Annotated in this window: 22 protein-coding genes and 1 tRNA gene; 1 reads left to right on the top strand and 22 read right to left on the bottom strand. The window is 43.5% G+C overall.

Going from position 1 to position 24,723, the window contains the following annotated elements; translation table 11 throughout:
• Window positions 1-178 precede the first annotated feature (178 nt).
• The 9 genes from MAMMFC1_RS18260 to MAMMFC1_RS18220 all read right to left on the bottom strand — a co-directional run bounded on the left by MAMMFC1_RS18260 (window position 179) and on the right by MAMMFC1_RS18220 (window position 9,735).
• The gene (locus tag MAMMFC1_RS18260; RefSeq protein ID WP_126309880.1) at window positions 179-1,912 is read right to left on the bottom strand and encodes a sigma-54 interaction domain-containing protein; all 1,734 of its coding nucleotides are present in this window, start codon (window positions 1,910-1,912) and stop codon (window positions 179-181) included.
• 141 nt (window positions 1,913-2,053) lie between these two features.
• Window positions 2,054-2,872, bottom strand: a complete 819-nt coding sequence (gene pgeF, locus MAMMFC1_RS18255; RefSeq protein WP_126309879.1) for a peptidoglycan editing factor PgeF — start codon at window positions 2,870-2,872, stop codon at window positions 2,054-2,056.
• A 97-nt stretch (window positions 2,873-2,969) separates the two neighbouring features.
• Window positions 2,970-5,054, bottom strand: a complete 2,085-nt coding sequence (gene fusA, locus MAMMFC1_RS18250) for an elongation factor G (RefSeq protein ID WP_126309878.1) — start codon at window positions 5,052-5,054, stop codon at window positions 2,970-2,972.
• A gap of 742 nt (window positions 5,055-5,796) precedes the next feature.
• Window positions 5,797-6,000, bottom strand: coding sequence for an FmdB family zinc ribbon protein (locus tag MAMMFC1_RS22980; RefSeq protein ID WP_158618815.1), 204 nt, complete (start codon window positions 5,998-6,000; stop codon window positions 5,797-5,799).
• Window positions 6,001-6,023: 23 nt separating this feature from the next.
• Complete coding sequence (locus tag MAMMFC1_RS18240) at window positions 6,024-6,539, bottom strand: cob(I)yrinic acid a,c-diamide adenosyltransferase (RefSeq protein WP_126309876.1); 516 nt, start codon at window positions 6,537-6,539, stop codon at window positions 6,024-6,026.
• 24 nt (window positions 6,540-6,563) lie between these two features.
• Complete coding sequence (ndk, locus tag MAMMFC1_RS18235) at window positions 6,564-6,980, bottom strand: nucleoside-diphosphate kinase (RefSeq protein WP_126309875.1); 417 nt, start codon at window positions 6,978-6,980, stop codon at window positions 6,564-6,566.
• A 135-nt stretch (window positions 6,981-7,115) separates the two neighbouring features.
• Window positions 7,116-7,550: a type II toxin-antitoxin system RatA family toxin gene (locus MAMMFC1_RS18230; protein ID WP_126309874.1), complete on the bottom strand. Its 435-nt coding sequence runs from the start codon at window positions 7,548-7,550 to the stop codon at window positions 7,116-7,118.
• A gap of 40 nt (window positions 7,551-7,590) precedes the next feature.
• A complete protein-coding gene (locus MAMMFC1_RS18225) occupies window positions 7,591-8,847 on the bottom strand; it encodes an aminotransferase class III-fold pyridoxal phosphate-dependent enzyme (RefSeq protein ID WP_232035531.1) in 1,257 nt (418 codons plus the stop codon).
• Between the two features lie 573 nt (window positions 8,848-9,420).
• Complete coding sequence (locus MAMMFC1_RS18220; RefSeq protein WP_126309872.1) at window positions 9,421-9,735, bottom strand: hypothetical protein; 315 nt, start codon at window positions 9,733-9,735, stop codon at window positions 9,421-9,423.
• A 495-nt stretch (window positions 9,736-10,230) separates the two neighbouring features.
• Between MAMMFC1_RS18220 and MAMMFC1_RS18215 the strand changes: the two genes are divergently transcribed.
• Window positions 10,231-10,665, top strand: a complete 435-nt coding sequence (locus MAMMFC1_RS18215) for a hypothetical protein (RefSeq protein WP_126309871.1) — start codon at window positions 10,231-10,233, stop codon at window positions 10,663-10,665.
• Between the two features lie 291 nt (window positions 10,666-10,956).
• Here the strand turns inward: MAMMFC1_RS18215 and MAMMFC1_RS18210 are convergent.
• The 13 genes from MAMMFC1_RS18210 to MAMMFC1_RS18150 form a co-directional block, all read right to left on the bottom strand.
• Window positions 10,957-11,033: transfer RNA gene (locus tag MAMMFC1_RS18210), tRNA-Pro, on the bottom strand.
• A 208-nt stretch (window positions 11,034-11,241) separates the two neighbouring features.
• Window positions 11,242-12,531, bottom strand: coding sequence for an FAD-dependent oxidoreductase (locus MAMMFC1_RS18205; protein ID WP_126309870.1), 1,290 nt, complete (start codon window positions 12,529-12,531; stop codon window positions 11,242-11,244).
• Between the two features lie 196 nt (window positions 12,532-12,727).
• Entirely contained in the window at window positions 12,728-13,657 is a 930-nt protein-coding gene (gene thrB, locus MAMMFC1_RS18200; protein ID WP_126309869.1) for a homoserine kinase, read from the bottom strand.
• Between the two features lie 73 nt (window positions 13,658-13,730).
• Window positions 13,731-15,029, bottom strand: coding sequence for a homoserine dehydrogenase (locus MAMMFC1_RS18195; protein ID WP_126309868.1), 1,299 nt, complete (start codon window positions 15,027-15,029; stop codon window positions 13,731-13,733).
• A 19-nt stretch (window positions 15,030-15,048) separates the two neighbouring features.
• Window positions 15,049-15,498, bottom strand: a complete 450-nt coding sequence (locus tag MAMMFC1_RS18190) for an ACT domain-containing protein (protein WP_126309867.1) — start codon at window positions 15,496-15,498, stop codon at window positions 15,049-15,051.
• A 155-nt stretch (window positions 15,499-15,653) separates the two neighbouring features.
• Window positions 15,654-17,132 (bottom strand): stage IV sporulation protein A, encoded by a 1,479-nt coding sequence (spoIVA, locus tag MAMMFC1_RS18185; protein ID WP_126309866.1) that lies wholly within the window; start codon window positions 17,130-17,132, stop codon window positions 15,654-15,656.
• Between the two features lie 169 nt (window positions 17,133-17,301).
• Window positions 17,302-18,342, bottom strand: a complete 1,041-nt coding sequence (locus MAMMFC1_RS18180) for an NAD(P)H-dependent glycerol-3-phosphate dehydrogenase (RefSeq protein WP_126309865.1) — start codon at window positions 18,340-18,342, stop codon at window positions 17,302-17,304.
• 8 nt (window positions 18,343-18,350) lie between these two features.
• On the bottom strand, window positions 18,351-18,977 hold the full coding sequence (gene plsY, locus MAMMFC1_RS18175) for a glycerol-3-phosphate 1-O-acyltransferase PlsY (protein WP_126309864.1): 627 nt from the start codon (window positions 18,975-18,977) through the stop codon (window positions 18,351-18,353).
• A 64-nt stretch (window positions 18,978-19,041) separates the two neighbouring features.
• Window positions 19,042-20,373 (bottom strand): ribosome biogenesis GTPase Der, encoded by a 1,332-nt coding sequence (gene der, locus MAMMFC1_RS18170; RefSeq protein WP_126309863.1) that lies wholly within the window; start codon window positions 20,371-20,373, stop codon window positions 19,042-19,044.
• A gap of 20 nt (window positions 20,374-20,393) precedes the next feature.
• Window positions 20,394-20,936 (bottom strand): cob(I)yrinic acid a,c-diamide adenosyltransferase, encoded by a 543-nt coding sequence (gene cobO, locus MAMMFC1_RS18165; protein ID WP_126309862.1) that lies wholly within the window; start codon window positions 20,934-20,936, stop codon window positions 20,394-20,396.
• A gap of 262 nt (window positions 20,937-21,198) precedes the next feature.
• A complete protein-coding gene (locus tag MAMMFC1_RS18160) occupies window positions 21,199-22,506 on the bottom strand; it encodes a DUF512 domain-containing protein (RefSeq protein ID WP_126309861.1) in 1,308 nt (435 codons plus the stop codon).
• Window positions 22,507-22,661: 155 nt separating this feature from the next.
• Window positions 22,662-23,891 (bottom strand): stage II sporulation protein P, encoded by a 1,230-nt coding sequence (gene spoIIP, locus MAMMFC1_RS18155; RefSeq protein WP_232035530.1) that lies wholly within the window; start codon window positions 23,889-23,891, stop codon window positions 22,662-22,664.
• The gene (locus MAMMFC1_RS18150; RefSeq protein ID WP_232035529.1) at window positions 23,884-24,654 is read right to left on the bottom strand and encodes a DUF1614 domain-containing protein; all 771 of its coding nucleotides are present in this window, start codon (window positions 24,652-24,654) and stop codon (window positions 23,884-23,886) included. Before MAMMFC1_RS18150 ends, spoIIP begins: the two co-directional genes overlap by 8 nt.
• Window positions 24,655-24,723: the final 69 nt, after the last annotated feature.

The following is a 24,723-nucleotide window of genomic DNA, read 5'->3' as shown; positions in this document are numbered from 1 at the left end:
ATAAACTGATAATGCATATTTCATGCCAGCGAATAAATAATAAAGACCCGCGGAAGCGAGTCTTAAACATTTTATCTACTCATTTATTTGTCTCACTGTCTTCCTACTTCATATGCCCCTCTTATTGGAGATTAAATGGTAAGTAAGTAATATGTCAATAAACTGACAATATGTCAATTTATTGACAAGAACAACGGATATTAAACAGCTTCATTTTGTAATACAACGTGCTGCGGGGAATACCTAACCGCTTAGCGGCGGCAGTTTTATTATAATTTTCCTTTTTTAGGACCTGTTCAATTAGCGACTGTTCAATTTTGGCAAGTTCGGATATCGTTAATTGCCTTCCAGTACTATTGGGGATGGATTCTTGTTTTTTTGCGATATTGCCCCGGAAGTTTGCCGGTAAATTGGTAGTGCTCAGCATTTCACCATCGGCCAAAAGAACTAGTCGCTCTAAGGTATTGTTTAGCTCACGCACGTTTCCCGGCCAATCACATTCAAGGAACAAAGCCATAAGCTCCGGTTCAACTTTATTTATGACGGTGCCGGAACTATGCATAGCAGTGAAACGTTTTATGCCTTTGTAGACAAGTTCGGGAATGTCTTCACGTCTGTCCCTTAAGGGGGGAAGATTGATTGTCACTACATTAAGGCGGTAATATAAATCATCCCGAAACTCATTACGGCCTATCATTTCCTCTAAATTCCGGTGAGTTGCCGCAATAATTCTGACATCTACCTGAACCGGCTTGTCACCGCCAATTCTGTAAAAGTTTTTTTCCTGCAAAACACGAAGAAGTTTAACCTGCATATCTTTTGGCAATTCCCCGATTTCATCTAAAAACAAAGTACCGGTATCAGCAAGTTCGAAGAGACCCGGTTTTCCTTTACGGTCGGCGCCGGTAAAAGCTCCAGGCTGATAGCCGAATAGCTCGCTTTCAAATAAACTGGCCGGTATGGCACCACAGTTAATTTCAATAAATTTGCCTCGGCGTCCACTTGCCGCATGGATCGCCCGGGCGAATATTTCTTTACCGGTGCCGCTTTCGCCGCGAAGCAGGAGCGGTACATTGGCAGATGCCACTCTGCGGGCCATGCCGATAGCATTGGCAATCTGGGGACTGTGTCCCGAGATGACGGCAAAGACATCGGTATTACTACTGATTTTATCGATTTCATTTTCCAAAGACTTTATTTTGTTACTTGTCTTCGACAATTCCTGGTTTAACTGAACAATATCGGTTATATCCCGTTCAGCGGATATTCCCCCGACGAAACGGCTGTTTAATTGAATTGGCGCCGCATTAATTAATACATGTTTATGTAAACAAGGATTGTGATATTGATCTTTAACTGCCCGTTTTTCAGTTATTACTTTGCGTAACAATAAGTTGGAGAAAAAGTTATCAATTGGATTGCCGATAATTTCTTCGGCAACAATACCATACAGTTTTTCGGCGCTCTTATTCCATAGGACGACTTGATCCCGGTCATTGATACCGCATACAGCTTCCCCTACCGTACCCAGTACGGCGTCAAACATTGCTTGCTGTAACTGGTAATAGTGAAATAGTTTTTTAACAAACATGTCCGGCGTACATACTCCGATGACAGTCGCATTATCCAGCACGAAAACCGTTACGGAGGAAAGTATTTTTAACAGGGAGACGACTGGTTTATCCAAAGCTGTTATAGTGACAGTTTTTACAGAATAATCGGCGGCGTCGCCCAACTTATTTCCTTTGAATTGGTTGTCATTGGTCACAATTCCCCAGTTACCGCCATTATTGGTTATTACTGCTTCAATTTTATCAGGCTCCAAAACGATAATAGCGTCTGATGCAGGTGTATCTGGTGACATTTGAACGAATTTATCACATAAAAAATCGGCAACAGTTAATGACGACATAGCCCTTCTCTCCCTCGGTAAACAAATAAGACGCCATATCCCCGTGAATATTAATTGGATACTAATGGCGTCTTTTTGGTGTCAAATATTTGACAGGTATGATTTAATTATAGTCTAACATTCTTTCGCTTGCAAACAAATTTACAAGGACAGGGATACTACCGCTGCTAATCTACCGGTAGTCCCAAGCTCTGCCCTATGGGAAAAATAAACTGCTGTATTACAGGATGTGCAAATACCGCTGACAACAATGTTCTCTGATTTTACACCAATTTGTTCTAATTGCCGTTGGTTCACTGCCCAAAGGTTAAGTTTCCACCTATCGTTATGTGCCGTTACAAAATCATTCCAATCTGAAAAATTGCTCCTAAGTTTTTCAACTACTATTTGATCAACTTCATAGCAGCATGGTCCAATTGAGGGGCCGATGCCTACCAGGCAGTCCGATGGCTTGGAGTCATAATTATTTGCCATGGCCAAAATAGTTTTTTGTGCTATTTTCGCTACGCTCCCTTTCCAACCGGCATGGCTCACGCCAATGGCTTTTTTTACCGGATCGTAAATGATCACCGGTACACAATCGGCATAAAATAACATAAGCGGAAGATGGGAAACATTGGTTATCAGGGCATCTGTTCCCCGAATAGAGTCAGAATAATTTCGTGCTCCTTTTCCTTTATCTTCGTTGTTCACGACCCATACTTGGTCGCCGTGTGTCTGCTCGGCAGTCACCGCGTCGGACGCGTTAAGACCAAGGGATTTACAGAATAAACTGCGGTTAGTCCAAACATCTTCCCGGCAATCACCTGTATGCAGGCCTAGATTCAAGGAAGCATAAGGAAGTTGACTGACACCGCCTAAACGGGTGGATATGCCGTGCACTACTCCCTTGCGTGTGAGATGGGTGAAAAAACCATACCAAACACTATTTTTTGCCTGCCGCAGCAAAAATTCTTCCATAGCTTAACCTCCATACTCCATAAAAATAACTCCCCATTATAATAATACTTAATTATAATGAGGATTTTGATTTTTTTAAACTGCTATGCACAAAATATTAAGCTTCTTCTACTTTATCTTTCTTGGCGTTGACAATAATATTTTCGGCAATTTTCTGGGGGACTTCCTCATAATGGGAAAAATTCATATCAAAATTACCGCGTCCTTGCGTGATGGAACGTAAATCAATGCTATAGCGGAATAATTCTGACAATGGCACTTGCGCTTTTACACGGCCCAGACCCCGTTCCAGCGGTTCCATACCCTGAATACGACCACGTTTGGTGTTGAGGTCGCCTATTACGTCACCCATGTAAGATTCGGGCACAATTACTTCAACTGAATAGATAGGCTCAAGCAATACCGGCTTAGCTTGGAGTACACCTTTCTTTAATGCCATGGCACTGGCAATTTTGAAGGCCATCTCAGAAGAGTCTACAGTATGGTAGGAGCCGTCGCAAAGGGTAACTTTAACATCCACCATAGGATAACCGGCTAAGATGCCTCCGGCCATGGCATCACGTACTCCTTTTTCTACCGCCGGGATATACTGACGCGGTACTGCGCCGCCAAAGATAGAGTCAACAAATTCAAATTCAGCACCCGGCGCCAAGGGATCAAGCTGCAGCCATACATGTCCGTATTGACCGTGACCACCGCTTTGCTTTTTGTGTTTTCCTTCTACTTTAACGGAACTGCGTATTGTTTCCCGGTACGGTACTTTAGGAGCATGAAGAAGGGCGTCAACACTGAATTTTCGCTTCATTCTTTCAACCATGATATCCAGATGAAGTTCCCCCATACCACTGATCAATAGCTGATGCGTCTCTACATCTTTCCGGGTTTTAAAAGTAGGATCCTCATCCATCAAACGGGTCAGAGCATTACCAATTTTATCTTCGTCACCCTTATTTTTAGCCTCAATCGCTCTGGTAAACATTGGCTTAGGGAAGGCAACCGGCTCAAACATTACCGGTTTTTCCCTATCGCACAAAGATTCGCCGGTACCGGTTTCCTGCATTTTAGCTACTACTACAATATCGCCGGCATGGGCGATTGCCATAGGATCTTGGTTTTTGCCTTTCATGCTGAAAATATTACCGATACGCTCAGATTTGTCTTTGCTTATGTTGTATAGTGTACTATCCGGCTTCAGGGTTCCGGAGAACACGCGAATAAAGCTAAGACGCCCGACAAATGGATCAGCTGTTGTTTTAAATACCATGGCTGAAAATGGATCAGAAATTTTTCTTTCCACCGGGTCCTTGGTTGATGGGTGGAAACCGGTAAATGTTCTGAAGCCGGGAGCCGGCAGATAGGATACTATTGCGTCCAGCACCTGAACTGCTCCAATGTTTTTATAAGCGGAACCGCAAAGAACAGGGAATACTTTGGCCTGATAAATACCGGTGATAAGACCGGTCTTTATCTCTTCATCCGTCAACTCACCGCTATCCAAGTATTTGGTGAGAAGATCATCGTCAGATTCAGCGGCGGCTTCGATCAGGGCCGTACGGGCCTCGCCCGCCTTAGCTTCCATATCGGCGGGAATGTCAGTTTCGCTATATTGAGCACCCTGATTGTTTGCGGGAATTAGGGCTTTCATCTTAATTAAGTCAATGATGCCTTTAAATGTGTCTTGGGCGCCAATTGGCAGTTGAATAGGAACAATCCCATTGCCAAATTTCTCTTTCATTGTGTCTACAACACTATAAAAGTCAGCATTTTCACGATCCATTTTATTAATAAACGCAATACGCGGCAAGTTTAAATCAGCGGCATATTGCCAAACTTTTTCCGTTTCAACTTCGACGCCGGCAGCAGCGCACAGTACTACCAGCGCACTGTCCGCCGCCTGTAATGAGCTTTTTACTTCGGCAGCAAAATCGGCATAGCCCGGTGTATCTAAAAAATTGATTTTATTTTCATGCCATTCACAAGGAGCCAAAGCCGTGCTAATAGTAACCTTCCTCTTCACTTCTTCCGGTTCGAAATCAGTTGTTGTGGAACCGTCATCAACTCGTCCTAGGCGACTTACTGCGCCGGAATTAAAAAGCAACGCTTCAGTCAGCGAGGTCTTCCCAGCTCCCCCATGAGATACAATTCCAACGTTTCTTAGCTTGTCACTCTTGTACTCTTTCATGTTCAGTCCCTCCTATAAAGTGTAATTCCTGTCCCACACAGATAATCCATAATGTGTGAAAATTACTTAATCAATTCTCTGTTAAATATAAATTTTCCTTCTTTTCAGTATATTCTATTATTTGCGTTGAACTGATTCTCGGATAAAATATTCCAGTATTATTATTTATTCCCATTTATAAACAATTATGTGTATATAGAGTGAAACGTTCATGTGACAGGAAAATAGCCGCAAGCCGGCACAAAACAAGTGTACGGGGTAAGCAGTAAATCATTAATAAGTGTAATAATCAGTTCGGAACATTAATACAAAAAAAAGAGCTGTATACCTTTTTTATATGGTAACAGCTCTTCTTTTTGTTAGGGTTTATATATTATCCTTTCCAAAATAAGCGCATTATTTTTCGCAGTGGTCCTGGCACTGACACAACGTAAAATCTAAATTTCACGGTGATCGCCCCCTTATTTTGCCCTTTTCTAGTCAATTAGACATCCTAAGTCGTTAGTCGTTAGTCGTTAGTCGTTTTATATATTGTATGCGGGCCAAACAAAGTTGTGCTGAGAAAAAGTTAACAAACCATGCTAGTACCTCATCTGTGTTAAAACGATAGCTAATTTAGCAGGGATTTTTCTGGCCTGCAAGGCGGAGGAGCCTTGCATATCGGGAATATGCAAGGCAACGATAACGAAGCAGGACGGAAAAAGACCGCTAAATTAGCAGAGATTTTAATGCAGATGAGGTACTAGTTGCAGCCGTTACAACTTTTTCCTGAACAGGAACTGCAATGATCACCTGCGCCTCGGCCAAGCCCACTAACCTGTGAGATTATTTTCGTTAAATCTTCCTTGCCACAGGAAGGGCATTTTACCGAGCCCTGCCAGTTTATCCGGCAGAGTTGATCAAAAGTCATACCACATTGATTGCATTGAAATTCATAAATCGGCATCTCAAAATCACCTGCCATCCAAACTATCGAATAGATTCTTGTGTTTCAAAACGGGACAGGGTAAAACACAAGTCTGATAAACGATTTAGCGCAATTAATGTATTTTCACTTACTGTGGATTCTTCACTGTCACGCAGCCGCCATACCTGCCGTTCGGCTCTCCTTGCCACTGTACGGGCTAAATCAAGGGCAGCGGCGCCGGGAGTATCCCCTGGGACAATAAAGTCTTTCAAAGGCGGCAATTTAGCGTCGTACTTATCAATCAATTCTTCCAATTGTTGCACATGTTCGGCAGTGATATAGGGTTTTTCTAAATTTGCGCTGGCAAGCTCCGCCATGAGCATGACCAGCAATTTTTGTAAATTACAGATTGTCTCTTTGAGTTCAACGGAGGAACTTAGGGCTCGGGCCAGCCCGAGAGCAGAGTTGATCTCGTCAATTGTTCCGTAACTTTCAACCCGGATGCTGACCTTATTGATTCTTTCACCGGTGAGTAAACTGGTAGTTCCCTTATCACCGGTTTTTGTATAAATTTTCATGCCTCTCACCTCTAAATACTGTATTTATTCATATATTTCTTCCTTAGAGAAAAATATGTCCAGCTCTCTGGTTGCGTTATTAAGGCTGTCTGATCCGTGAATGATGTTATTTTCCATTTGGGTCGCGAAATCTCCTCTTATTGTTCCCGGCAAAGCATCAACCGGATTCGTTGCTCCCATCATCGTCCGAAGAACTTTAACAGCCTGATTGCCTTTCACGGCCAGGGCAACAACCGGACCGGAAGTAATGTAGTCAATTAAATCCGGGTAAAACGGTTTTCCTACATGTTCCTGGTAATGCCTTTTGGCCTGCTGTGGCGATACTTTCAGCATTTTCATTCCCGCAATTATTAAACCGCGCTGTTCAAAGCGACGTATAACTTCCCCGCATAGTCCCCGGGATACAGCATCGGGTTTGAGCAAGACCAATGTTGTTTCCATGACTATAAATCACCCATCCTGAAATTCAAATCATATAATTTTGGCAAATTTTAGTATACCCTGAAATAATTGTTTCCATTCCGATTCGACAACTATTAGCAATTGGGCGGCAGTATGGCTGCCAGGCAAGGGCTATTAGCCTTCCATTTTATCTTTAATTGCGGTCAGCATGCTCAAGCTGTTGTCACGAACTTTCTTTTTGAGTATCGGGTTTAGGAGACCGGCAATCATCGGGATGCCAAACTCAAAGTCAACAGTAAGTTTGATTTCGGTACCGCAGGGAATGGTTGTGAGTATCCATTCACCTTCAAATTTTTTTAAATCACCATCAATTTGTCTATAAGAAATATGCATATTAGCATCATCAAAGGTGTCAAGTTCAGTCCACTTGATGATGCGTCCATCTACATTGGATACCCATTGGGTAATCGTTGTATTGTCTTGTTGTTCTATAATTTCGACGCTAATAAGATCAGTCATAAATTCGGGGTATTTTTCCATTCCTTTTAATATGGGATATATTTCTGACCGGTTACAATTAACCGGCATTGTGACTTCAACGTACGGCACTGTTCATTCACTCCTATTCAAATATGATAACATGGAAGGACTATAGGTCGTCAAGCACTTCGTTTGCTTTTTCCAAAGCGCCGGCAAAAATATGCACCACTTTATCTACTTGTTCTCTGGTAATAATGAGCGGAGGTTCAATACGAATGACTTTCGGGTTATTCAAGGTGTAGGCGGCTAACACGCCTTTGCCAATCAATTCCGCCATAAGAAATCCCCCTATTCCTTCTTTGGTTAAATCAATACCAATCAACAGTCCTTTGCCGCGAACTTCCTGGATGACATCCGGGAAGGTTTTGTATAAATGAAACAGTCCTGAGAAAAGGTAATCACCCATAGCCGCAGCTTTATCAACCAAACCTTCTTCGCGGATGGTATGGATGGCTGCAACTGCCGCTGCACAAGCCAATGGATTACCACCGAAAGTAGAAGTGTGTAAAAACGGACTGGTCATATATTTGTCCCAAATATGGGGTCTGGCAGTGAAAGCACCGATTGGCATGACACCGCCACCGAGAGCTTTGGCTGTAGCCATTATATCCGGTACTACCTGGTAGTGATCTACAGCAAACATTTTCCCTGTACGGCCTAAACCTGTCTGTACCTCATCACAGATAAGCAATGCTCCTCGTTTGTCACATATCTCGCGGACCGCAGGCAAGTATTCAGCCGGCGGTATAATAATGCCTCCTTCCCCTTGAATCGGTTCTAAGATAACAGCAGCCGTATCGGCGTCAACTGCCTTATGCATTGCATCAATATTACCGAACGGAACATGGGAAAAGCCGGGTAACAAAGGTTGAAAGGGTGTCCGGAACATTTCCCTGCCGGTTGCGCTTAAAGCCCCGAAAGTTTTACCATGAAAAGCGTTGGCAGCTGCAATAATCTTATCTCTCCCGGTGTGAATGCGGGCCAATTTGAGGCTGCCTTCCACCGATTCCGTGCCGCTGTTGGTAAAAAAGCTATATTGCAAATCGCCGGGTGATATTTCTGCCAAAAGAGCGGCTAGATCAGCAGTAGGTTTATCAAACAATACTTTACTGGATAGAGGCATTTTATCCAGTTGTTGTTTTACGGCAGCTACAACCTTGGCATGTCTGTGGCCTAGATTAAAAACGCCATATCCACCCAAACAATCTATATATTCTTTACCATCGATATCCCGGATTACAGATCCTTCTGCCTCCCACTCCACAGTAGACAGTCCCATAAATCGAAACAACCTGGCTATTGCCGGATTAATAAACTGTTCGTATTTAGTAATTGTATCTGCAATTACATCGCGATTTTCCCGCAAGGTCATACCTCCCGACTATCAGTGTCAGCTAAGTCAGCTGACAATTTGAATACACAATTCAATATATGGTATTATTTTCTATTGATGACAAAATAATTCCTTTTTATTCATAATTTATAAAATTTATAAAAAAGATAAATGGTGCGGGGATTGTCATACATGATAGTCACCTTCTATCAACATAATCCATATAATAAAGTAAGCAGTATTAGGTGGTGATAATTTGCTTATTGACTTTGATGAACAAATCTATATAAGTGAAATTAAAAATATGGTCCGCCCTTTGGGATTAGGCAAACGTCAGGTTGAAAAAGTTGTAGACCGGGCATTATTAGCGGTCCGGAGAGCAAGTAAACCAGCATATAGGCCTATGCGGATGAGATTTAAGCGTTTTTAAGCTGTCCTTTGCGGGCGGCTTTTTTATAGCTGGTCTTAAAAAGTATATTCACAAGCTACAAAGTTCAGAGGAACACTCAGCCAAGGTCACGCAAGGTATAAAGGTATACTACAAACATTAAAACTAGAAAATCAGCACCACCCGTTAGACGGGTGGTGCTGATTAGAAGAGAGTATCTAAAAAAATCCAAAGGAGCATAACTGGCGACAGCAGCAACTAGGTTTGTCGATAGCTGATTCTAAGGTATCTCCTTCTCTATACATATCAATTGTCTCACACACTACAGTGAAACCACCAATTTGAGTATCTTTAACCGCATATGCGGATAATTTAATTTTAGTCAGCAAGTAGTCGAGATACTCCCTCCTAATATGGCTTACAGCGTTTTCATTTGATCGACCCATAACGGTGGTAATTTCCAACCCCGCTAATACTTTTTGGTTGACCTCGCTGTAATGCTGCCTTGTATCCCGTACATTTAAAATTTTCATTTGGTATATATTTCCTTTTAGTAAGCGGAGAAATTACTCCGCAGAAATATCTTGAAAGTCTACCTTGTTCAAGATATATATTATTTATCCCCTTTCAATCTCTAAATACACCTCCTCCTTTACCGGTGTTAATTAAAAGCTTCTTTTAAACATGGGGATTCAAATGTAATTTTATATTAAAGCTGCTACACTATTATTATAGCGCAAAAAAATGTAGTCACCGTGTACACAATGACTACATTTTTTTGCGCCACTTCCAGATCGACAGTAACGCTCTCCAGGAGTCGCGCTATAGGGAAATTTCCTTCTGGTTTTAAGCCCCCCCAGTACCAGCGAAGCTGCCACCAGGTCGAGGCAGAATGTCCGATAACCACCATCAAACAATAGTTTGGGGCTGTCCCTTTTCCCGGCTACAGTGTAGAATAGTAATAAAGTACCTAACTTGTGAGTTGCATGCTGAAACTCACAAATAGTAACCGAAAGGCAGGTATCAATATGGAAGAATTATTAAGGCAGATACTCTCCCGGCTTGACCAGATGGAACAAGGCCAGCAGCAGCTATTCGTCGGTCAGCAGCAGACCAATCAACGTTTTGACCGTATTGAGTCCGATATTACCGGTATCAAGTCCGATATTACCGGTATCAAGTCCGACATTACCGGCATCAAGTCCGACATTACCGACTTAAAAACCACCGTCAGCAATATCGAAGGCCAACAAATAGAAAACAGCCGCATTATTCATGCCCTCCGGCATAACTCTGAGGAAGTTAACGCCCAGCTTCACAATATCGGCCACAATCTTGATGTTCTTACCGGCAAAGCCGCTACCAAAGAAGATGTATCCGAGTTGAACGCCAAATTTGAAGTGCTTAATTCCCGTCTATTCCATCAGGAAGCGGCCATCCATCAACTGAAAGCAGTCAAGTAGCTCCCGGCCATCCCGCCAGGTTTTATTTTTATCTGCTGGACTGAGAACGGAACTTTACGTTTTCAAAACGCATTAGGCCAAAGGGTATATACAAAATAGATCCCATTATCAGTGCATTGTCCCCACATTTGGGGACGATACCTAACGGTAAGGTAGTTTTTTGTATAACTTTCGTTTCCGCACCCGCGTAGCGGGTGGTTTATTGTGGAGCGCAAAATTCACGCGCTCCATTGGCTGAAGCCATAATAAAAATCCGGAGACTGTTGAGTCTCCGGATTACTTTGATTCTTCTGGTCGGAGCGACACGACTTGAACGTGCGGCCTCTACCACCCCAAGGTAGCGCTCTACCAAACTGAGCTACGCCCCGGCATTCATTTGGCAACCATTATTACAAAGCTCTTAGCTGACAAATGTTATTTTACTTATTTTTATAGTTAATGTCAATAGCACAGGTTAAATTTTGCACAGGTTAAATTTTTTGATTGAGTCGTTTTACTTAATAATCTCTACTGTATTTTTGCCTGTCCTACCTGGATAGGTGCCTTCGGCTGCCCAGCACTCCTTGTGGATGGCTTTTAAAAAATCTTGACAGGTTTGGCAAATATATCTGTCAGTCCGGTTTTTTCGACGCGTTCTTTAATGACATTAACATCGGTTGTATACAGGCCTTTTTCCTGCATGCGCTGAAAGTAGTTAGCGCCGGAGAAAGTATACTTGAGTTTTAATCCTTCTTCCGTTTGCATACGTTCATTGACGTGGGCAATGGCATCACCGATTGCCAAAGATTCAGGCAATACCAGGAGATTTTTGCCATGAACTTGGCGAACCGAGTTATGACCGGCTAATGTGCCTGTAACAATGGCTTCCGTATGTCCCACCAGCAGTCCGGCCTTTTCACCGCCGCAGAATAGATTGTCTACTCCCTTTACTTTTAAGGCGTTATCCCGCGGTGACAATGCCGTAAACCGTATGGAATTACCTGTGCTGCCAGCATAGGGATCTTCAAATCTGGCATTTTCAAACCCGGGAATTTTACGCAGCTTATTGAGCGGGTAATAGGGCGACATCAGTTTGGCGTGACCTGTATCCAAGAGAATGATATTTTCAGCGAATTCTTTCAATGCATACTGTTGACAGGCTTTAATAGTTAAGGATTCACTCTTTCGCAACTCTGCCGGTATGGGAACGATAACGACACCCTTGGTATTTAATTCCTTAACCAAGGATTGGCTGAGAGATTCTTTATGCAGCTTGCAGGAACCGCTCATAGCGCCATACGACCCGTCCCCTTTCCTACCAATCATTTCTGTGACTCCTGCCCGTGACGCCACGCTGATGCGGGGACCAAAGGCGGGACAGCGGATGATGCACATTACGCAGCCATTGCCGTATTTGCTGCAATGACCTTGTGGACCGGCAGTGCCGGTAGCTTCGACAAATACGTCGCCGTATATTTCGGCGTCACTATCAGTAATAACTGATTTTATCTGCGCTCCATTCATAGTAATATCCCGGACCCGGACTTGGGTATTGTAAATTATGCCGTATTTATCGAGTACTTTCCTGACAGCAGGTTCAATTCTGGCGACATCATATAAGGTAACATGCAGATGACCGGGAAATTCAATGTTACGGTGCCGTGCAGCTTCTTCCACTGCGTCAAATAGGTCGCCGCCACCTAGGGCATAGGCTTCCTCAGTGGCGGTGAAGCGACCGTTATTTCTCATAATTCCCCCCACAAGTCCGGTACCCAATAACATGTCGGTACGTTCAAGCAACACTACTTTTTCCGCACCGGCTTTTTTGGCGGCGACGGCGGCGCCGCAACCTGCCCAGCCACCGCCGATTACAACTACTGTAGGCAATTAGTATTCCTCCCTAGCGCTGTCACTCAATTCCAGCGTGCCGGCGGGTGATTTCAATTAGTTTCACTATTTCACTGCATATCTGGTACTAAATTCTTTAATATTTTACCGTGAAATGCAATAAATATGTAAAAAAAGAACCCTTTTCGCCATATTGCGAAAAAGGTTCAAATTCAGATTTAAGCAGTCTGCATTATTATATTATTTTTGCGCCTTCCTGATCAATTCCCAACACTTTATAATACGCTTTAACATTATGCTGACTAAACGTATTTACCATTGCTTTTCCTATTTTATTCAAGTCGGATAACGCAAAGGCGATCAGACAAGGCCCGGCTCCACTTAGTGCTGCTCCCAGCGCGCCAGCTTTTCGCGCAGCCGTAAAAACTTCCGGCATGCCAGGTATCAGCTTACTTCTATAAGGTTGATGAATTTTATCGATCAGTGCATATTGCAGAAAATCCAGTTTTCCCTCATACAACGAGCTCACCAGCAACGCTGTTCTACCAATATTGAAAACAGCATCCTGGAAGGGTACTGAGTCGGGAAGAACTTTTCGGGCAAGTTTGGTTGACAAATTAAATTCCGGAATAGCCACAACCATGGAAAAGTCAGCCTTTGGAATAAACCGGATGCAATGAACCTGAGATGCTTCCGCTACACTTACGGTAATGCCGCCGTATACTGCAGGAGCTACGTTATCGGGATGGCCTTCCATCGCCGAGGCAATTTCCAGGATTTCTTCCTTATTAAGATTATTTCCACATAATTCATTTGCGGCAACCAGACCGGCCACTATTGCGGCGGCACTACTTCCCAGCCCCCGGGAGAGTGGAATGGCATTATTCATATGAAGGCGAATTCCCTGCCACCGGGATTGCTGACAATGTGGATATCGGCTGTATATTCTATCAAAAACCATTTGCACGGCCTTAATGATAACATTATCCGCTGTCTCAGGCAGAAGCCCGGCGCCTTCTCCTTCGATGACGATTTCGATAGGTCCTGCCGGCGTGAACGTAAATTCTATTTCATTATAAATGGTACAAGCTATTCCAATTGAGTCAAACCCTGGCCCACAGTTGGCCGTGGTACCTGGTACCCGGATCTTTATAGTTTTTTTCATCTTTGTCTCCACCATACACCATAGAAAATAGAAAAATAGAAAATAGAAAATAGAAAACTAATATTAACAGTTTTTATGAAATAATTTCTTCGGCTTCCACTCTAATTATATTGCCTACTTTATTTACAACAGACATGCCGGCTAAAGTGCTCATAGCCAGACGTATGCTTTCATCGGTTACCCGGTAAGTAATCAGTACAATTTCGGTACGGCCATTGACTTTTCTTTTCTGAATAACCGAATGCAGGCTTACTTGCTGCGCACCGAAGGCGCCGGCAATGGCTGCCAGTACTCCCGGCTTATCTTCAACTAAGAGACGAATATAATACGGGGACTCTGTCGTACCAACCGGACAAATAGCCTTTTTTTCAAAACAGGTGCATAGAATTCGACTGCTAACTCCATGGCGAATATCACGGGCCACGTCGATGATATCGGCAGTTACCGCGCTAGCTGTCGGCAGTTCGCCGGCGCCGCGTCCGTAGAACATAGTTTCTCCTACTGCGTCTCCCTTGACAAATATCGCGTTAAAAACATCGTTAACCGCCGCCAACGGATGGCTGTTAGGCAACAGCGCAGGGTGAACACGGACGTTAATGCCTTGGTCATCCTGTTTGCCAATGGCCAATAATTTTACAACATAACCAAGTTCCCTGGCGTATTCAATATCTTGAATCGCAATATTCGTAATGCCTTCAACATAGACATCGTCTAAGGTAACCCGGGCACCGAAGGCGATAGAGGCTAAAATAGCAATTTTTCGGGCGGCATCAAAACCGCCGACATCAGCAGTTGGATCGGCTTCGGCGTACCCTTTTGCCTGGGCTTCGGCGAGAACTGTGGCAAAGTCCATGTGTTCCTTAGTCATTTTGGTCAGCATGTAGTTTGTTGTACCGTTGACAATACCCATGATTTCACTAATTCGGTTGGCAGCCAAACACTGCTTAAGCGGCCTGATGATAGGAATACCGCCACCTACGCTGGCCTCAAACAAAAAATCTACATGACTGGCTTCAGCAGCTTCAAATAATTCCTTGCCATGTTTCGCTACCACGTCCTTATTGGCGGTTACGACATGTTTTCCAGCCCTTAAGGCTTGAAGGATATAATCCTTAGCAGGTTTCTCCCCTCCCATGACTTCTACCACAATTTGAATATCTTGATCGTTTACAATTGACTCTATATCAGTTACGATTTTGGCCCCTGTAGCTACCTTCCTAGCTTTATTAGCGCTTTGTACCAAAATTTTTTTAAGAACAATTGCCGCGCCAACTTTCTTCATTATGTCGTCAGCATTGCTTTCCAATACTTTGACGACGCCAGTGCCGACTGTGCCAAAGCCAAGGAGGGCGATCTGAATGGCTTTGTCCATAATATTATTCTCCTTTCAGCTATGCTTGGCCCAATATTTCCAATCTTTTTACTCCATCTACCATTCTGAGTTTATCAAGCATAGCTTCTAAATCTATTGCCAAATCTGCGGTTTCCAGAGAAATAGTTGCATTTGCCACTCCTTGTAAGGGAATCCCTTGATTAATGGTCAAAACGCTGCCTCTTTCGTTCGCTATTGTATTGAGAACACGTGACAGAACGCCGGGTTTATGCTCTAACAGCAGTGCTAAGGTCACTATCTTCTCTTTACTAGCTTCATAAAAAGGAAAAACATAATCCTTATATTTATAATAGGCACTGCGGCTTAATTCCATTTTTTCAACTGCTTCATTGATGGTGCGCGCTTCGCCGCGCTTTAATAATTCTTTTACTTTAATAGTTTTTTTTATAGCTTCCGGTAAAATCTCTTCGCGAACAAGATAAAAAACAGCCTTTTGACCTGTAACCATGCTCCTCCTCCTTCGGTACAACTGTTGCGGATAGTTATCTTTATACAGTAGACATTATATCATCATTTTATCACATAGCACAAGTAATTTAGGCTAAAAAAAATTAGTCAGCCTTACAGACTGACTTCTAGAATGGTATTGAATTTTAATATGTATTAAAAAATAATACATATTAGTCCACCACTGCCTTCGTTTACGATTTTTTGCAGAGTGTCACGGAGTTTCAACTGGGTATTTTCCGGCATGCCGGAAAGTTTGTTTTGAATTCCTTCACGTACTAATTCATTCAGGGATTTGCCAAAAAGATTGGTCCGCCAAATTTTTTCCGGTTCTCCTTCAAACTCCCGCATTAAATACTGGATTAATTCTTCACTTTGCTTTTCCGTACCTATTATAGGTGAGATTTCTGCTTGAACATCCGTTCTAATTATATGTAACGATGGAGCGGATGCCTTAAGTTTTACCCCGAAACGATTTCCAGTCCGGATAATCTCAGGCTCTTCCAGGATCATTTCATCCAGTTGCGGCGGAACAATTCCATAACCGGTTAGCTGAACATCTTCTAACGCACCGGCCATTTTGTCATACTCGCTCTTGGCTATAGCCAAATCTTTCATCAAACGTAATAAATGATGTTCACCGCTAATGGTGAATCCTGTTAATTCTTCAAGCACTTGGTAAAAAAGGTCGACGCGGGCTGTCATTTCAATAACTGCAATACCATTGCCAAGATCCATATCGTGAAGAATTACGTCAGCGACAAAATCATAGCCGGATAAATCATCTATAGCTCTGTCAATATCTCTAAGTCTTTTGATATACTGAACAACGTCGTTAACTGCTCCTTCAAATTTTTGACGCAGCCAGTGTTCACTCTCCAGCTCTTCCACCCATTTCGGCAGCGAAATATTGACTTCTTTCACCGGGAATTCATACAAAACTTCCTGTAAAATTCCATATACGTCATCATGGTTAAGCTGAGCACAATCAACGGGAATTACCGGAACATCATAATTTCCTTCCATCTTTGCAACTAGCTCTCTGGTGTCTTTGGAGTTAGGCCTATTAGTATTTAAAATGACAAGGAAAGGTTTTTGCAACTCTTTGAGTTCATTGATTACCCGTTCTTCGGCGAGTACATATTTTTCCCGGGTTAAATCAGTAACGGTACCATCAGTGGTAATTACTAAACCGATAGTAGAATGCTCGGCTATTACTTTTCTTGTGCCTACTTCAGCCGCCTCTTGGAAAGGGATTTCATTTTCGAACCACGGCGTTAAAACCATCCTTGGACCGTCTTCCTCTTCATAGCCAAGGGCTCCCTCTACTGTGTATCCTACGCAGTCGACAACCCTAACCCGAACTGAAACGTTGTCCCTTACAGTGATTTCGACAGCTTCATTGGGTATGAACTTCGGTTCCGTCGTCATGATTGTTTTACCGGCGGCGCTTTGGGGCAGCTCATCTTTTGCTCGCTCTTTATCATATGGATCAACTATATTGGGTAATACCATGGTTTCCATAAAGCGTTTAATAAAAGTCGATTTACCAGTGCGGACCGGGCCGACAACGCCAATATAAATATCTCCACCAGTGCGTTCGGCAATATCTCGAAATAGGTCGAACTTTTCCATCTGGTTTTCTCCCTCCCTGATTACGGTAATTCATCAATATAAATATATGACAGGCTGCTTAAAATATTACAAATTAAAAAGAGTAAAAAGAGTATGGTAACTAAAAAGTAACTATACAATAACTTATTAGTCCCCATACTCTTTTATTACTATTTTTTTCCTTATTCTTTTATTCTTTGCTAAAGGTGTTATCTGCCGCAACATCCTCTATTTCATGAGTTTTCCCCCGGGTCATTAGTTCCATAACAGCGTCCTTAGGCGATTTTTCATCATATAAAGCTTGATAGATTTGCTTGGTAATTGGCATTTCAACGTGTAATTTTTGCGCTATTTGGAAAGCCGCTGAAGTTGCCCGTATTCCTTCAACCACCATCGAGGTCTCAGTTAATATTTCATCTTTGGTTTTGCCGCTGGCCAGCAGAACACCGGCCCGCCGGTTGCGACTATGACGGCTGGTACAAGTAGCGATTAAATCCCCCAATCCGGACAGACCGGCAAAAGTATGCGGACTGGCCCCCATAGCAGTTCCCAGGCGGGTTATTTCCGCCAATCCGCGGGTCATCAAGGCCGCCTTGGCATTATCTCCTAAACCAAGCCCGTCAGCAACTCCACAACCAAGAGCAATGATGTTTTTTAGGGATCCTCCTAGTTCCACCCCGATAATGTCAGGATTGGTATACACCCGGAATTGCGGTGACATGAAAACGTTCTGAATATATTCACAAGATTTACGCGATATGGAAGCGACAACGGTGGCTGTAGGTTGGGATGCAGCTACTTCTTCAGCGTGGTTAGGTCCGGATAAAGCCACTATTTTATCGGTCGAAACGGGGATTTCCTCCTGGATTACTTCCGACATCCGTTTGAGAGTGTTTAATTCAAACCCCTTGGCCGCAGAGACAATAAAAGGTTGGACAGGTTCTCTTAAGACGATGGAACCAATCTGCGCTGCCAATTGTCGCACTGAATGTGACGGGGTTACAATTACAATGACCTGTGCTCCTGTCACCGCACGATTAAGATTGTATGTGACTTCTACAGCAGATGGAAGAAGATAACCGGGAAGATAACGGCTATTTTGCCTTGTTCTAGCTAATTCCTGCGCCAAAGCCTCTGACCTTACCCAGAGAATAACGTTATTGTACTTTTGTCCCAGCATTCCAGCGAGGGCCGTCCCCCAACTTCCGGCGCCGATTACAGCAATATGCATCGAGTTGATCACTTCTCCTTAATATTATCTTCATGATCTTTGGTACTGCCGGCCGCTTTTATTTTGGGTTCCTCTCCCTTCAGCAGCCGTTCAACATTCGGCCGATGTCTTATTATTACAAACAAGGCTGCCACAACCGCAAAATAAAAAAATTCCTGCTGTCCTCCCAGCAGCCATATGCAAACTGGGGCCAGCGCGGCCGCAACTATGGAAGCCAAGGACACGTAACGGGTAAAATAGACGATCAACATCCAAACTATAAACACAATTAAAGTTGCCTGGGGAGTGATAACCGCAATTACGCCAAGACTGGTCGCTACTCCTCTGCCACCTTTAAACTTTAAATAAATTGACCAGTTGTGTCCCGCAATAGCGGCCATTCCGCCTGCTAGTTGGGCCAATGCCGTACCTGAAAGCAACTGACCTAATAAGACTCCCACTATCCCCTTCAACGCATCGGTAAGAAATACCCAAAACGCCGGCCAGGGTCCCAGCACGCGATAAGCATTGGTTGCACCAATATTTTTGCTGCCAAACTGCCGTAAGTCAACTCCTCGCATAAGTTTTCCGACGATTAACCCATTGGGAATCGAACCAACCAGGTAGCTGGCAATTATAATTAGCAAATAGTCCATTTTCCTACTCTCCTGCTACACAGTATTCAGTATTCAAAAAAAAAAATTAGGTTTTCTGACCTCCTCAGCTCCCCGCCTCTTTCTCTTTTCGTCCCCGCACTACCAGTTTCAAAGGTGTCCCTTCAAACCCGAATGATTCCCTTAATTTGTTTTCCAAATATCGCAAATAGGAAAAATGCATAATTTCCGGCTCATTTACGAAGAAAACAAATGTGGGCGGCTTTACATCCGGCTGGGTTGTATAATATATTTTAAGCCGCTTGCCACGATCAGAAGGGGGGGGATTTACCGCCGTCGCATCTTCAATTACCTGGTTTAGGACGCTTGTAGCCACCCGCATAGAGTGCTGGTCGGCCACATATTTAATTAATTCCGAAACCCGCTGTACCCGCTGTTTTGTCAGTGCTGACGCAAATAAAACCGGCGAATATTGCAAGAATCCAAGTTCATGACGAATAGTTTCCGTAAACCGTAGAGATGTCTTACTGTCTTTTTCAACCAAGTCCCATTTGTTGACTACAATTATATTTCCTTTGCCTGCTTCATGGGCATAACCGGCAATTTTTTTATCCTGCTCGGTAACTCCGTCTATGGCATCAATAACCATTAGAACGACATCAGCCCGGTCTACCGCCCGCAGCGAACGAATAACACTGTAGCGTTCCACAGGCATGGCTATTTTGGCTTTACGCCGCATGCCGGCGGTATCAATAAGCACAAAATACTGGCCATCCTTGGTAAAATGAGTATCAATCGCATCCCGGGTAGTCCCCGGGATGTCGCTGACAATAACCCGTTCTTCGCCGATTATAGCATTTACTAAGGAAGATTTGCCCACATTGGGTCGTCCAATTACCGCGACTTTAATCTCGTCATTCTCTGTTTGATCAGTTTGTTCTTCCGGCAGACAAGCAACTAACGCATCCAACATATCCCCAATATTAAGAGCGTTGGCGGCCGAAATAGGAATTGGTTCTCCTAACCCGAGATTATAAAATTCATAGGTTTCATGAACGTTTTTTATGGTATCGATTTTGTTAGCCACTAATAATACCGGTTTACGTGTATTGCGTAAAACGGCTGCAACTTCATGGTCAGAGGAAGTAATTCCTGTTTTGCCGTCTACCATAAATAGTATGGCATCTGCTTCGTCTATAGCCAGCTGGGCTTGATGTCGCATGGCCGTAAGAATCTTATCATTTGTTTCAAACTCTATGCCCCCGGTATCTATCATTGTAAACTGACGGCCCAGCCATTCGGCATCCATGTAGATCCGGTCTCTGGTTACTCCCGGCGTATCTTCAACGATGGAAACGCGTTTTTTCCCGATATAATTAAATAAGGTTGATTTGCCGACATTCGGCCGGCCGACAATTGCCACAATCGGTTTGCTCACTGATAAGACCACCAATCCTATTAATAATCGATACCCTTACGTGCCGGCACGCCGTTTTGGGCCGGATGCCTGATTTCCCGCATTTCTGTTACGAGATCGGCAATTTCCAATATTTCGGTCGGCGCGTAACGGCCGGTCAATATAATTTCGGTATTTACGTTTTGGTTTTTATGGTTGTTTAAATAGGTTACCACCCCTTTGGTTTCCAGTAATCCATAGTTCATGGCCACATTAATCTCATCCAATATGACGATTGCGTACTCACCGGAATCAATTTTGGCTTTCGCCAATTCCCAACCATCACGGGCCAGCTTACAATCAATGCTGTCTGGGTTGTTCAGGTTAACAAACTCCTCCCGTCCCACCTGGATCAAATTAAATCCGGGAATGAGCTGAGCGGCTTTTGCTTCGCCATATTGTGAGCCTTTTTTCATAAACTGAATCATGCATACTTTGAAGCCATGCCCCGCAGCTCTAAAAGCCAGCCCCAGACTAGCAGTAGTTTTTCCTTTTCCATTACCCGTATATACTTGAATGAGCCCAAATTTGTCAAGGGTAGTCATGTGTCCGTCCTCTCCTTATACCATTCGCTTTAAGTGGGGAACTGCTTATAAACCGCCATCTGCGTCGTTGCTTCTGTGGTCCTCGCTCCAACGTACCGCCAGTACGCCTCCGCTGCGGTCCTCGTCGCGCCTACGGTCTGACTATGATAGTTCGAAGTCTAATTAGCAAATATCATTACAATAAGTTTTTTTCATATGCAACGGTATCTGACGATTTCTAAGCAGTTCGTGCATTTGATAAGCTAAGCAATACAAGAATTAATTAATGCCAGTTGCATAAAAGCTCTTTCAAATCAGAGCCGTTATAGGCAATGCGGAGTTCATTTCCCAGATTACGGTAAAGTTCATCCAATGTCATGCCGTCAAGGAAAACGTGTTCGCCCCTGCGGAATGCTATTCCGGGAATGATAACCCCGGTTCTGGGACCGGCCAATTGCTGAAGTTGCTCTAGAATATCCCCGCCCGTCAGAAGTCCGGTTACCGTAACATTGTTGCCGAAAAATTCGTTTTCAACGGCAATTAAACGCGTATACAGATTAGGAATGGTTAATTCAGCCAAAAGCGGTTTAATAATTTTTTCTGCTGATTTCCCGCACACCACATCTATATAAAGCGGCTTGGCATATAGAGTGGAATTCCCAGGACTTTGTTTCCAATCCTCAATAAAATTACGTACAATTCCTACGCCGTTTTCCAGTTGCGGGAACCCGTCATAATATTCATAAGCCGGTATTGGACAGCCTGCCTGTATATAGAACTCGTCGGCTAAATAAACAAAAGTATTGCCAAAGGTATTACGGCTTTTTTCCTGCCATTGGTTTACCTGAGAGATAGTTGATCGTGCTTGCTCTGCCGTAAAACAGTGTAGGGGATAACAGTTTTTTCTGAATTTAGTTAACCCAACCGGAACAATAGCTATGGACAGTACGGAAGGGTAAATATTGAATAAATCGCCAATTGTTTTGTCGAGTTCGTTGGTATTATTTATTCCCGGACATAATACGATTTGCGTGTGCATTTCCACGCCGTTGGCAGCAAGAATGTTAATTTGTTCCATAATCGAAGCGGCCCGCTCATTTCCCAGCATTTTAGCTCGGAGCGGACCGTTGGTCGTATGCACTGAAATATATAATGGTGACAAGTGTAATTGCCGAATGCGCCTCATGTCACTAAGCCTAAGATTGGTCAGGGTTATAAAGTTTCCATATAAAAATGACAAGCGGTAATCATCATCTTTAATATACAGGCTTTCTCGCATTCCTGGGGGCATCTGGTCGACAAAGCAAAATATACAATGATTCACGCATTGACGTATTTTATCAAACACGGCACTTTCAAATTCGATGCCTAAGTCTTGATCATAATCTTTTTCAATAGTAATTAGCTGCTGTTGTCCATTCTGTTTTTCAACCAGTAGTTCTACCCTTTGGTCTGATAAGGCAAAGCTCAAATCAATTAGGTCTCTGACATTCCGGTGATTAACAGCAATTAACCTATCTCCCGGCAAGAGACCGGTTTCAGCAGCAATGCTGTGGGGTACGACTCCTGCGATAATACCTTTATATGGCAAAACTTCTTCCCCTTTCTACATAGTATTCCGTTCTTGCTTTATTTTTTCCTTTATTTTACCTCATTACGATAGAAATTTATATGGTTTAAGACATAAAACTTTGCCGGCAACATAAGAAAAGAGTGTGGAGAATCGATCTCCCACTCTTTTAACATCTAATGTTTATCGTCAGATTCCCTATCATCAGATTGCAGTTTATCTTTTTTCTTCACACGCGGACCGAAAAAGTTGGCAAATTCAGTAGTTGTAAACTGTTTCAGCTTGGATCCGGCTTCTTTTAGACTCCCGGTGCTTAAGAGCAAGAAAGCGGCTCCCCCAACAATAACTATGCCAATTATCCACCCGATAGATTTTGCAGCGCCTGATAGGCCACTTGCGGCGCTGCCGAGGCCGGTGGTTCCACCGGTACCCGTTGTGCCCGCAGCAGCACCTCCGCCCCCGCTTGTTTGGCCAATGACGGTAGGCACCACGTCAGCGAATAAAGCAATCCCTTTTTCAGCTGACGTGCGGTCATTAGTATGGGATCCGACTTCTAATAGCATGGAACGGGGATGGAGATCTTGATTATAGTCACCACCCTTGGCGAAAAAAATTCCCTTAACCAGCCCGGGATGTTGTTGGTCAGCCGCTGCCTTAAGCTGAAGCGCGTAATCTTCGATCTGTTTGCCGGTGGGACCATATTTGCCGACAACCAATTGTACTTTTGTTACGTTTTGGCCGTTAACGTTCGCCTGGTAAACTTGCGGCGGGACAGCATCACGATGAACATCAAAAATAGCGTCTGGCTGAAAACTTTTGATCATATCAAGAGCAGTCCGGCGCGAGCGTTCATAAGCCATATCATCATGAGGATCATGTTTGGCATCGGAATGAAGTACATCTATCCCTTTGGCTTTTAGTGCTTCCGAAAATGAGTCGCCAACTTTGTATACACCGCCTGCTCCTAAAATGCTTTCTTTCCCGTCTGTCGGCACATAAGATTCATCAGAATGAGTGTGGTAAATTGCCACTTTTCCTTTTCCTTGCGCCCCGGCTATTGCTGGGTGCAAAAATGTTTTTGCCCGGCTCAGTATGCCTTTATCAGTATCTAAGTATTGAGATAAATTAACTTCGCCAATAAATTTCGCATTGGCAACATCCCCATCAACTGATACAACTTCATACCTACGGTTGGTTTCCGTTAGAACTTGATCGCCAACGTCAATTTTCCAAGCGGTAATGTAAACTGTGTTACCTGATTCATCTACTATTGTTGAGTATTTTCCATCGTTCCTTTCGTTGGCATGGACCGAAAGTGTAATTGTAACTGTTAGAAATAAAATCAGCAAAGATGAGAGAAAAGATGAGAGAGATGAGATAAATACAAATTTATATAATTTATTCACTTTTTTCACCTCTACTGCCAGAGGTACTTTCCGACGTATTTTCGCTTGCGTTTCCATCCGCATTCTTTTCATTGTCTTTTTTAGAAGTTGGCTGAATCTCCTTGCTAAACTCGTATAAACCTTCAGGGCGGTTGGGGCCGAGAACCGGACCTCCTTGGAGCTTTTCCCGCGTTTCTCCTACCAGTTCCGCAATCATAACTGCTACAGTGCCGGCGATAATAACCACATCAAACGCACCGGCTCCGCCAATGGCGGTAGTTCCGGGTATTCCAAGCCCGGTTAGGGTGACCATGTGAACAATATCGCTTAAGATTATGCCTAAAACCCCGCCAATGAAAGCACTTCTTCGCGAACGTCCGGCAATATAGGCAATTATACCGGCAGCCAATCCATAAATGAGTTTAGGATCAAGGAACATATTTTCAGGTTCGTACGGCAGGTAGCGGGAACCAAGGAATACCGCTGCGGCAACTAGAACAGCGGCAAGTACCGCCCGCACACGTTCGGCTGTTTCATCCGCTTTATATATCAGCCAGAAACATAGTAACGCCGGCAGTAAGGCGCCACCAACGTTGATGCTGACGTCTACCGGTGTTCTCATTAAAGGAATGTCAATAAAACTACCGACGATAATACCCGCAATAAACAATAACGCTTGTTTATCGGTCATACGCATGCGGTCCAGAATGCGCTGGGCCAGACCAAAATAGATCAGGACGCTGACAACTAACAACAAAATCATTCCCAAAGGCAAATTCATCATATTTTTTCACCTCATGACTCACTTTGAATTTCAGATGTAGTTTGCACGGATAAGCCAATATTAATGCAA

This window comes from Methylomusa anaerophila, assembly GCF_003966895.1.
GTDB classification, from domain to species: Bacteria; Bacillota; Negativicutes; order Sporomusales; family Sporomusaceae; genus Methylomusa; species Methylomusa anaerophila.
The sequence above is the reverse complement of the archived record's forward strand: the minus strand, read 5'-3'. Positions and strand labels throughout refer to the sequence as shown.

Excerpts from the sequence above, each read along its gene's own strand:
- MAMMFC1_RS18260 (WP_126309880.1), bottom strand. The coding sequence starts at position 1,912 with ATGTCGTCATTAACTGTTGCCGATTTTTTATGTGATAAATTCGTTCAA.
- pgeF (WP_126309879.1), bottom strand. The coding sequence starts at position 2,872 with ATGGAAGAATTTTTGCTGCGGCAGGCAAAAAATAGTGTTTGGTATGGT.
- fusA (WP_126309878.1), bottom strand. The coding sequence starts at position 5,054 with ATGAAAGAGTACAAGAGTGACAAGCTAAGAAACGTTGGAATTGTATCT.
- MAMMFC1_RS22980 (WP_158618815.1), bottom strand. The coding sequence starts at position 6,000 with ATGCCGATTTATGAATTTCAATGCAATCAATGTGGTATGACTTTTGAT.
- MAMMFC1_RS18240 (WP_126309876.1), bottom strand. The coding sequence starts at position 6,539 with ATGAAAATTTATACAAAAACCGGTGATAAGGGAACTACCAGTTTACTC.
- ndk (WP_126309875.1), bottom strand. The coding sequence starts at position 6,980 with ATGGAAACAACATTGGTCTTGCTCAAACCCGATGCTGTATCCCGGGGA.
- MAMMFC1_RS18220 (WP_126309872.1), bottom strand. The coding sequence starts at position 9,735 with ATGAAAATTTTAAATGTACGGGATACAAGGCAGCATTACAGCGAGGTC.
- MAMMFC1_RS18215 (WP_126309871.1), top strand. The coding sequence starts at position 10,231 with ATGGAAGAATTATTAAGGCAGATACTCTCCCGGCTTGACCAGATGGAA.
- thrB (WP_126309869.1), bottom strand. The coding sequence starts at position 13,657 with ATGAAAAAAACTATAAAGATCCGGGTACCAGGTACCACGGCCAACTGT.
- MAMMFC1_RS18195 (WP_126309868.1), bottom strand. The coding sequence starts at position 15,029 with ATGGACAAAGCCATTCAGATCGCCCTCCTTGGCTTTGGCACAGTCGGC.
- MAMMFC1_RS18190 (WP_126309867.1), bottom strand. The coding sequence starts at position 15,498 with ATGGTTACAGGTCAAAAGGCTGTTTTTTATCTTGTTCGCGAAGAGATT.
- spoIVA (WP_126309866.1), bottom strand. The coding sequence starts at position 17,132 with ATGGAAAAGTTCGACCTATTTCGAGATATTGCCGAACGCACTGGTGGA.
- MAMMFC1_RS18180 (WP_126309865.1), bottom strand. The coding sequence starts at position 18,342 with ATGCATATTGCTGTAATCGGCGCCGGAAGTTGGGGGACGGCCCTCGCT.
- plsY (WP_126309864.1), bottom strand. The coding sequence starts at position 18,977 with ATGGACTATTTGCTAATTATAATTGCCAGCTACCTGGTTGGTTCGATT.
- cobO (WP_126309862.1), bottom strand. The coding sequence starts at position 20,936 with ATGACTACCCTTGACAAATTTGGGCTCATTCAAGTATATACGGGTAAT.
- MAMMFC1_RS18150 (WP_232035529.1), bottom strand. The coding sequence starts at position 24,654 with ATGATGAATTTGCCTTTGGGAATGATTTTGTTGTTAGTTGTCAGCGTC.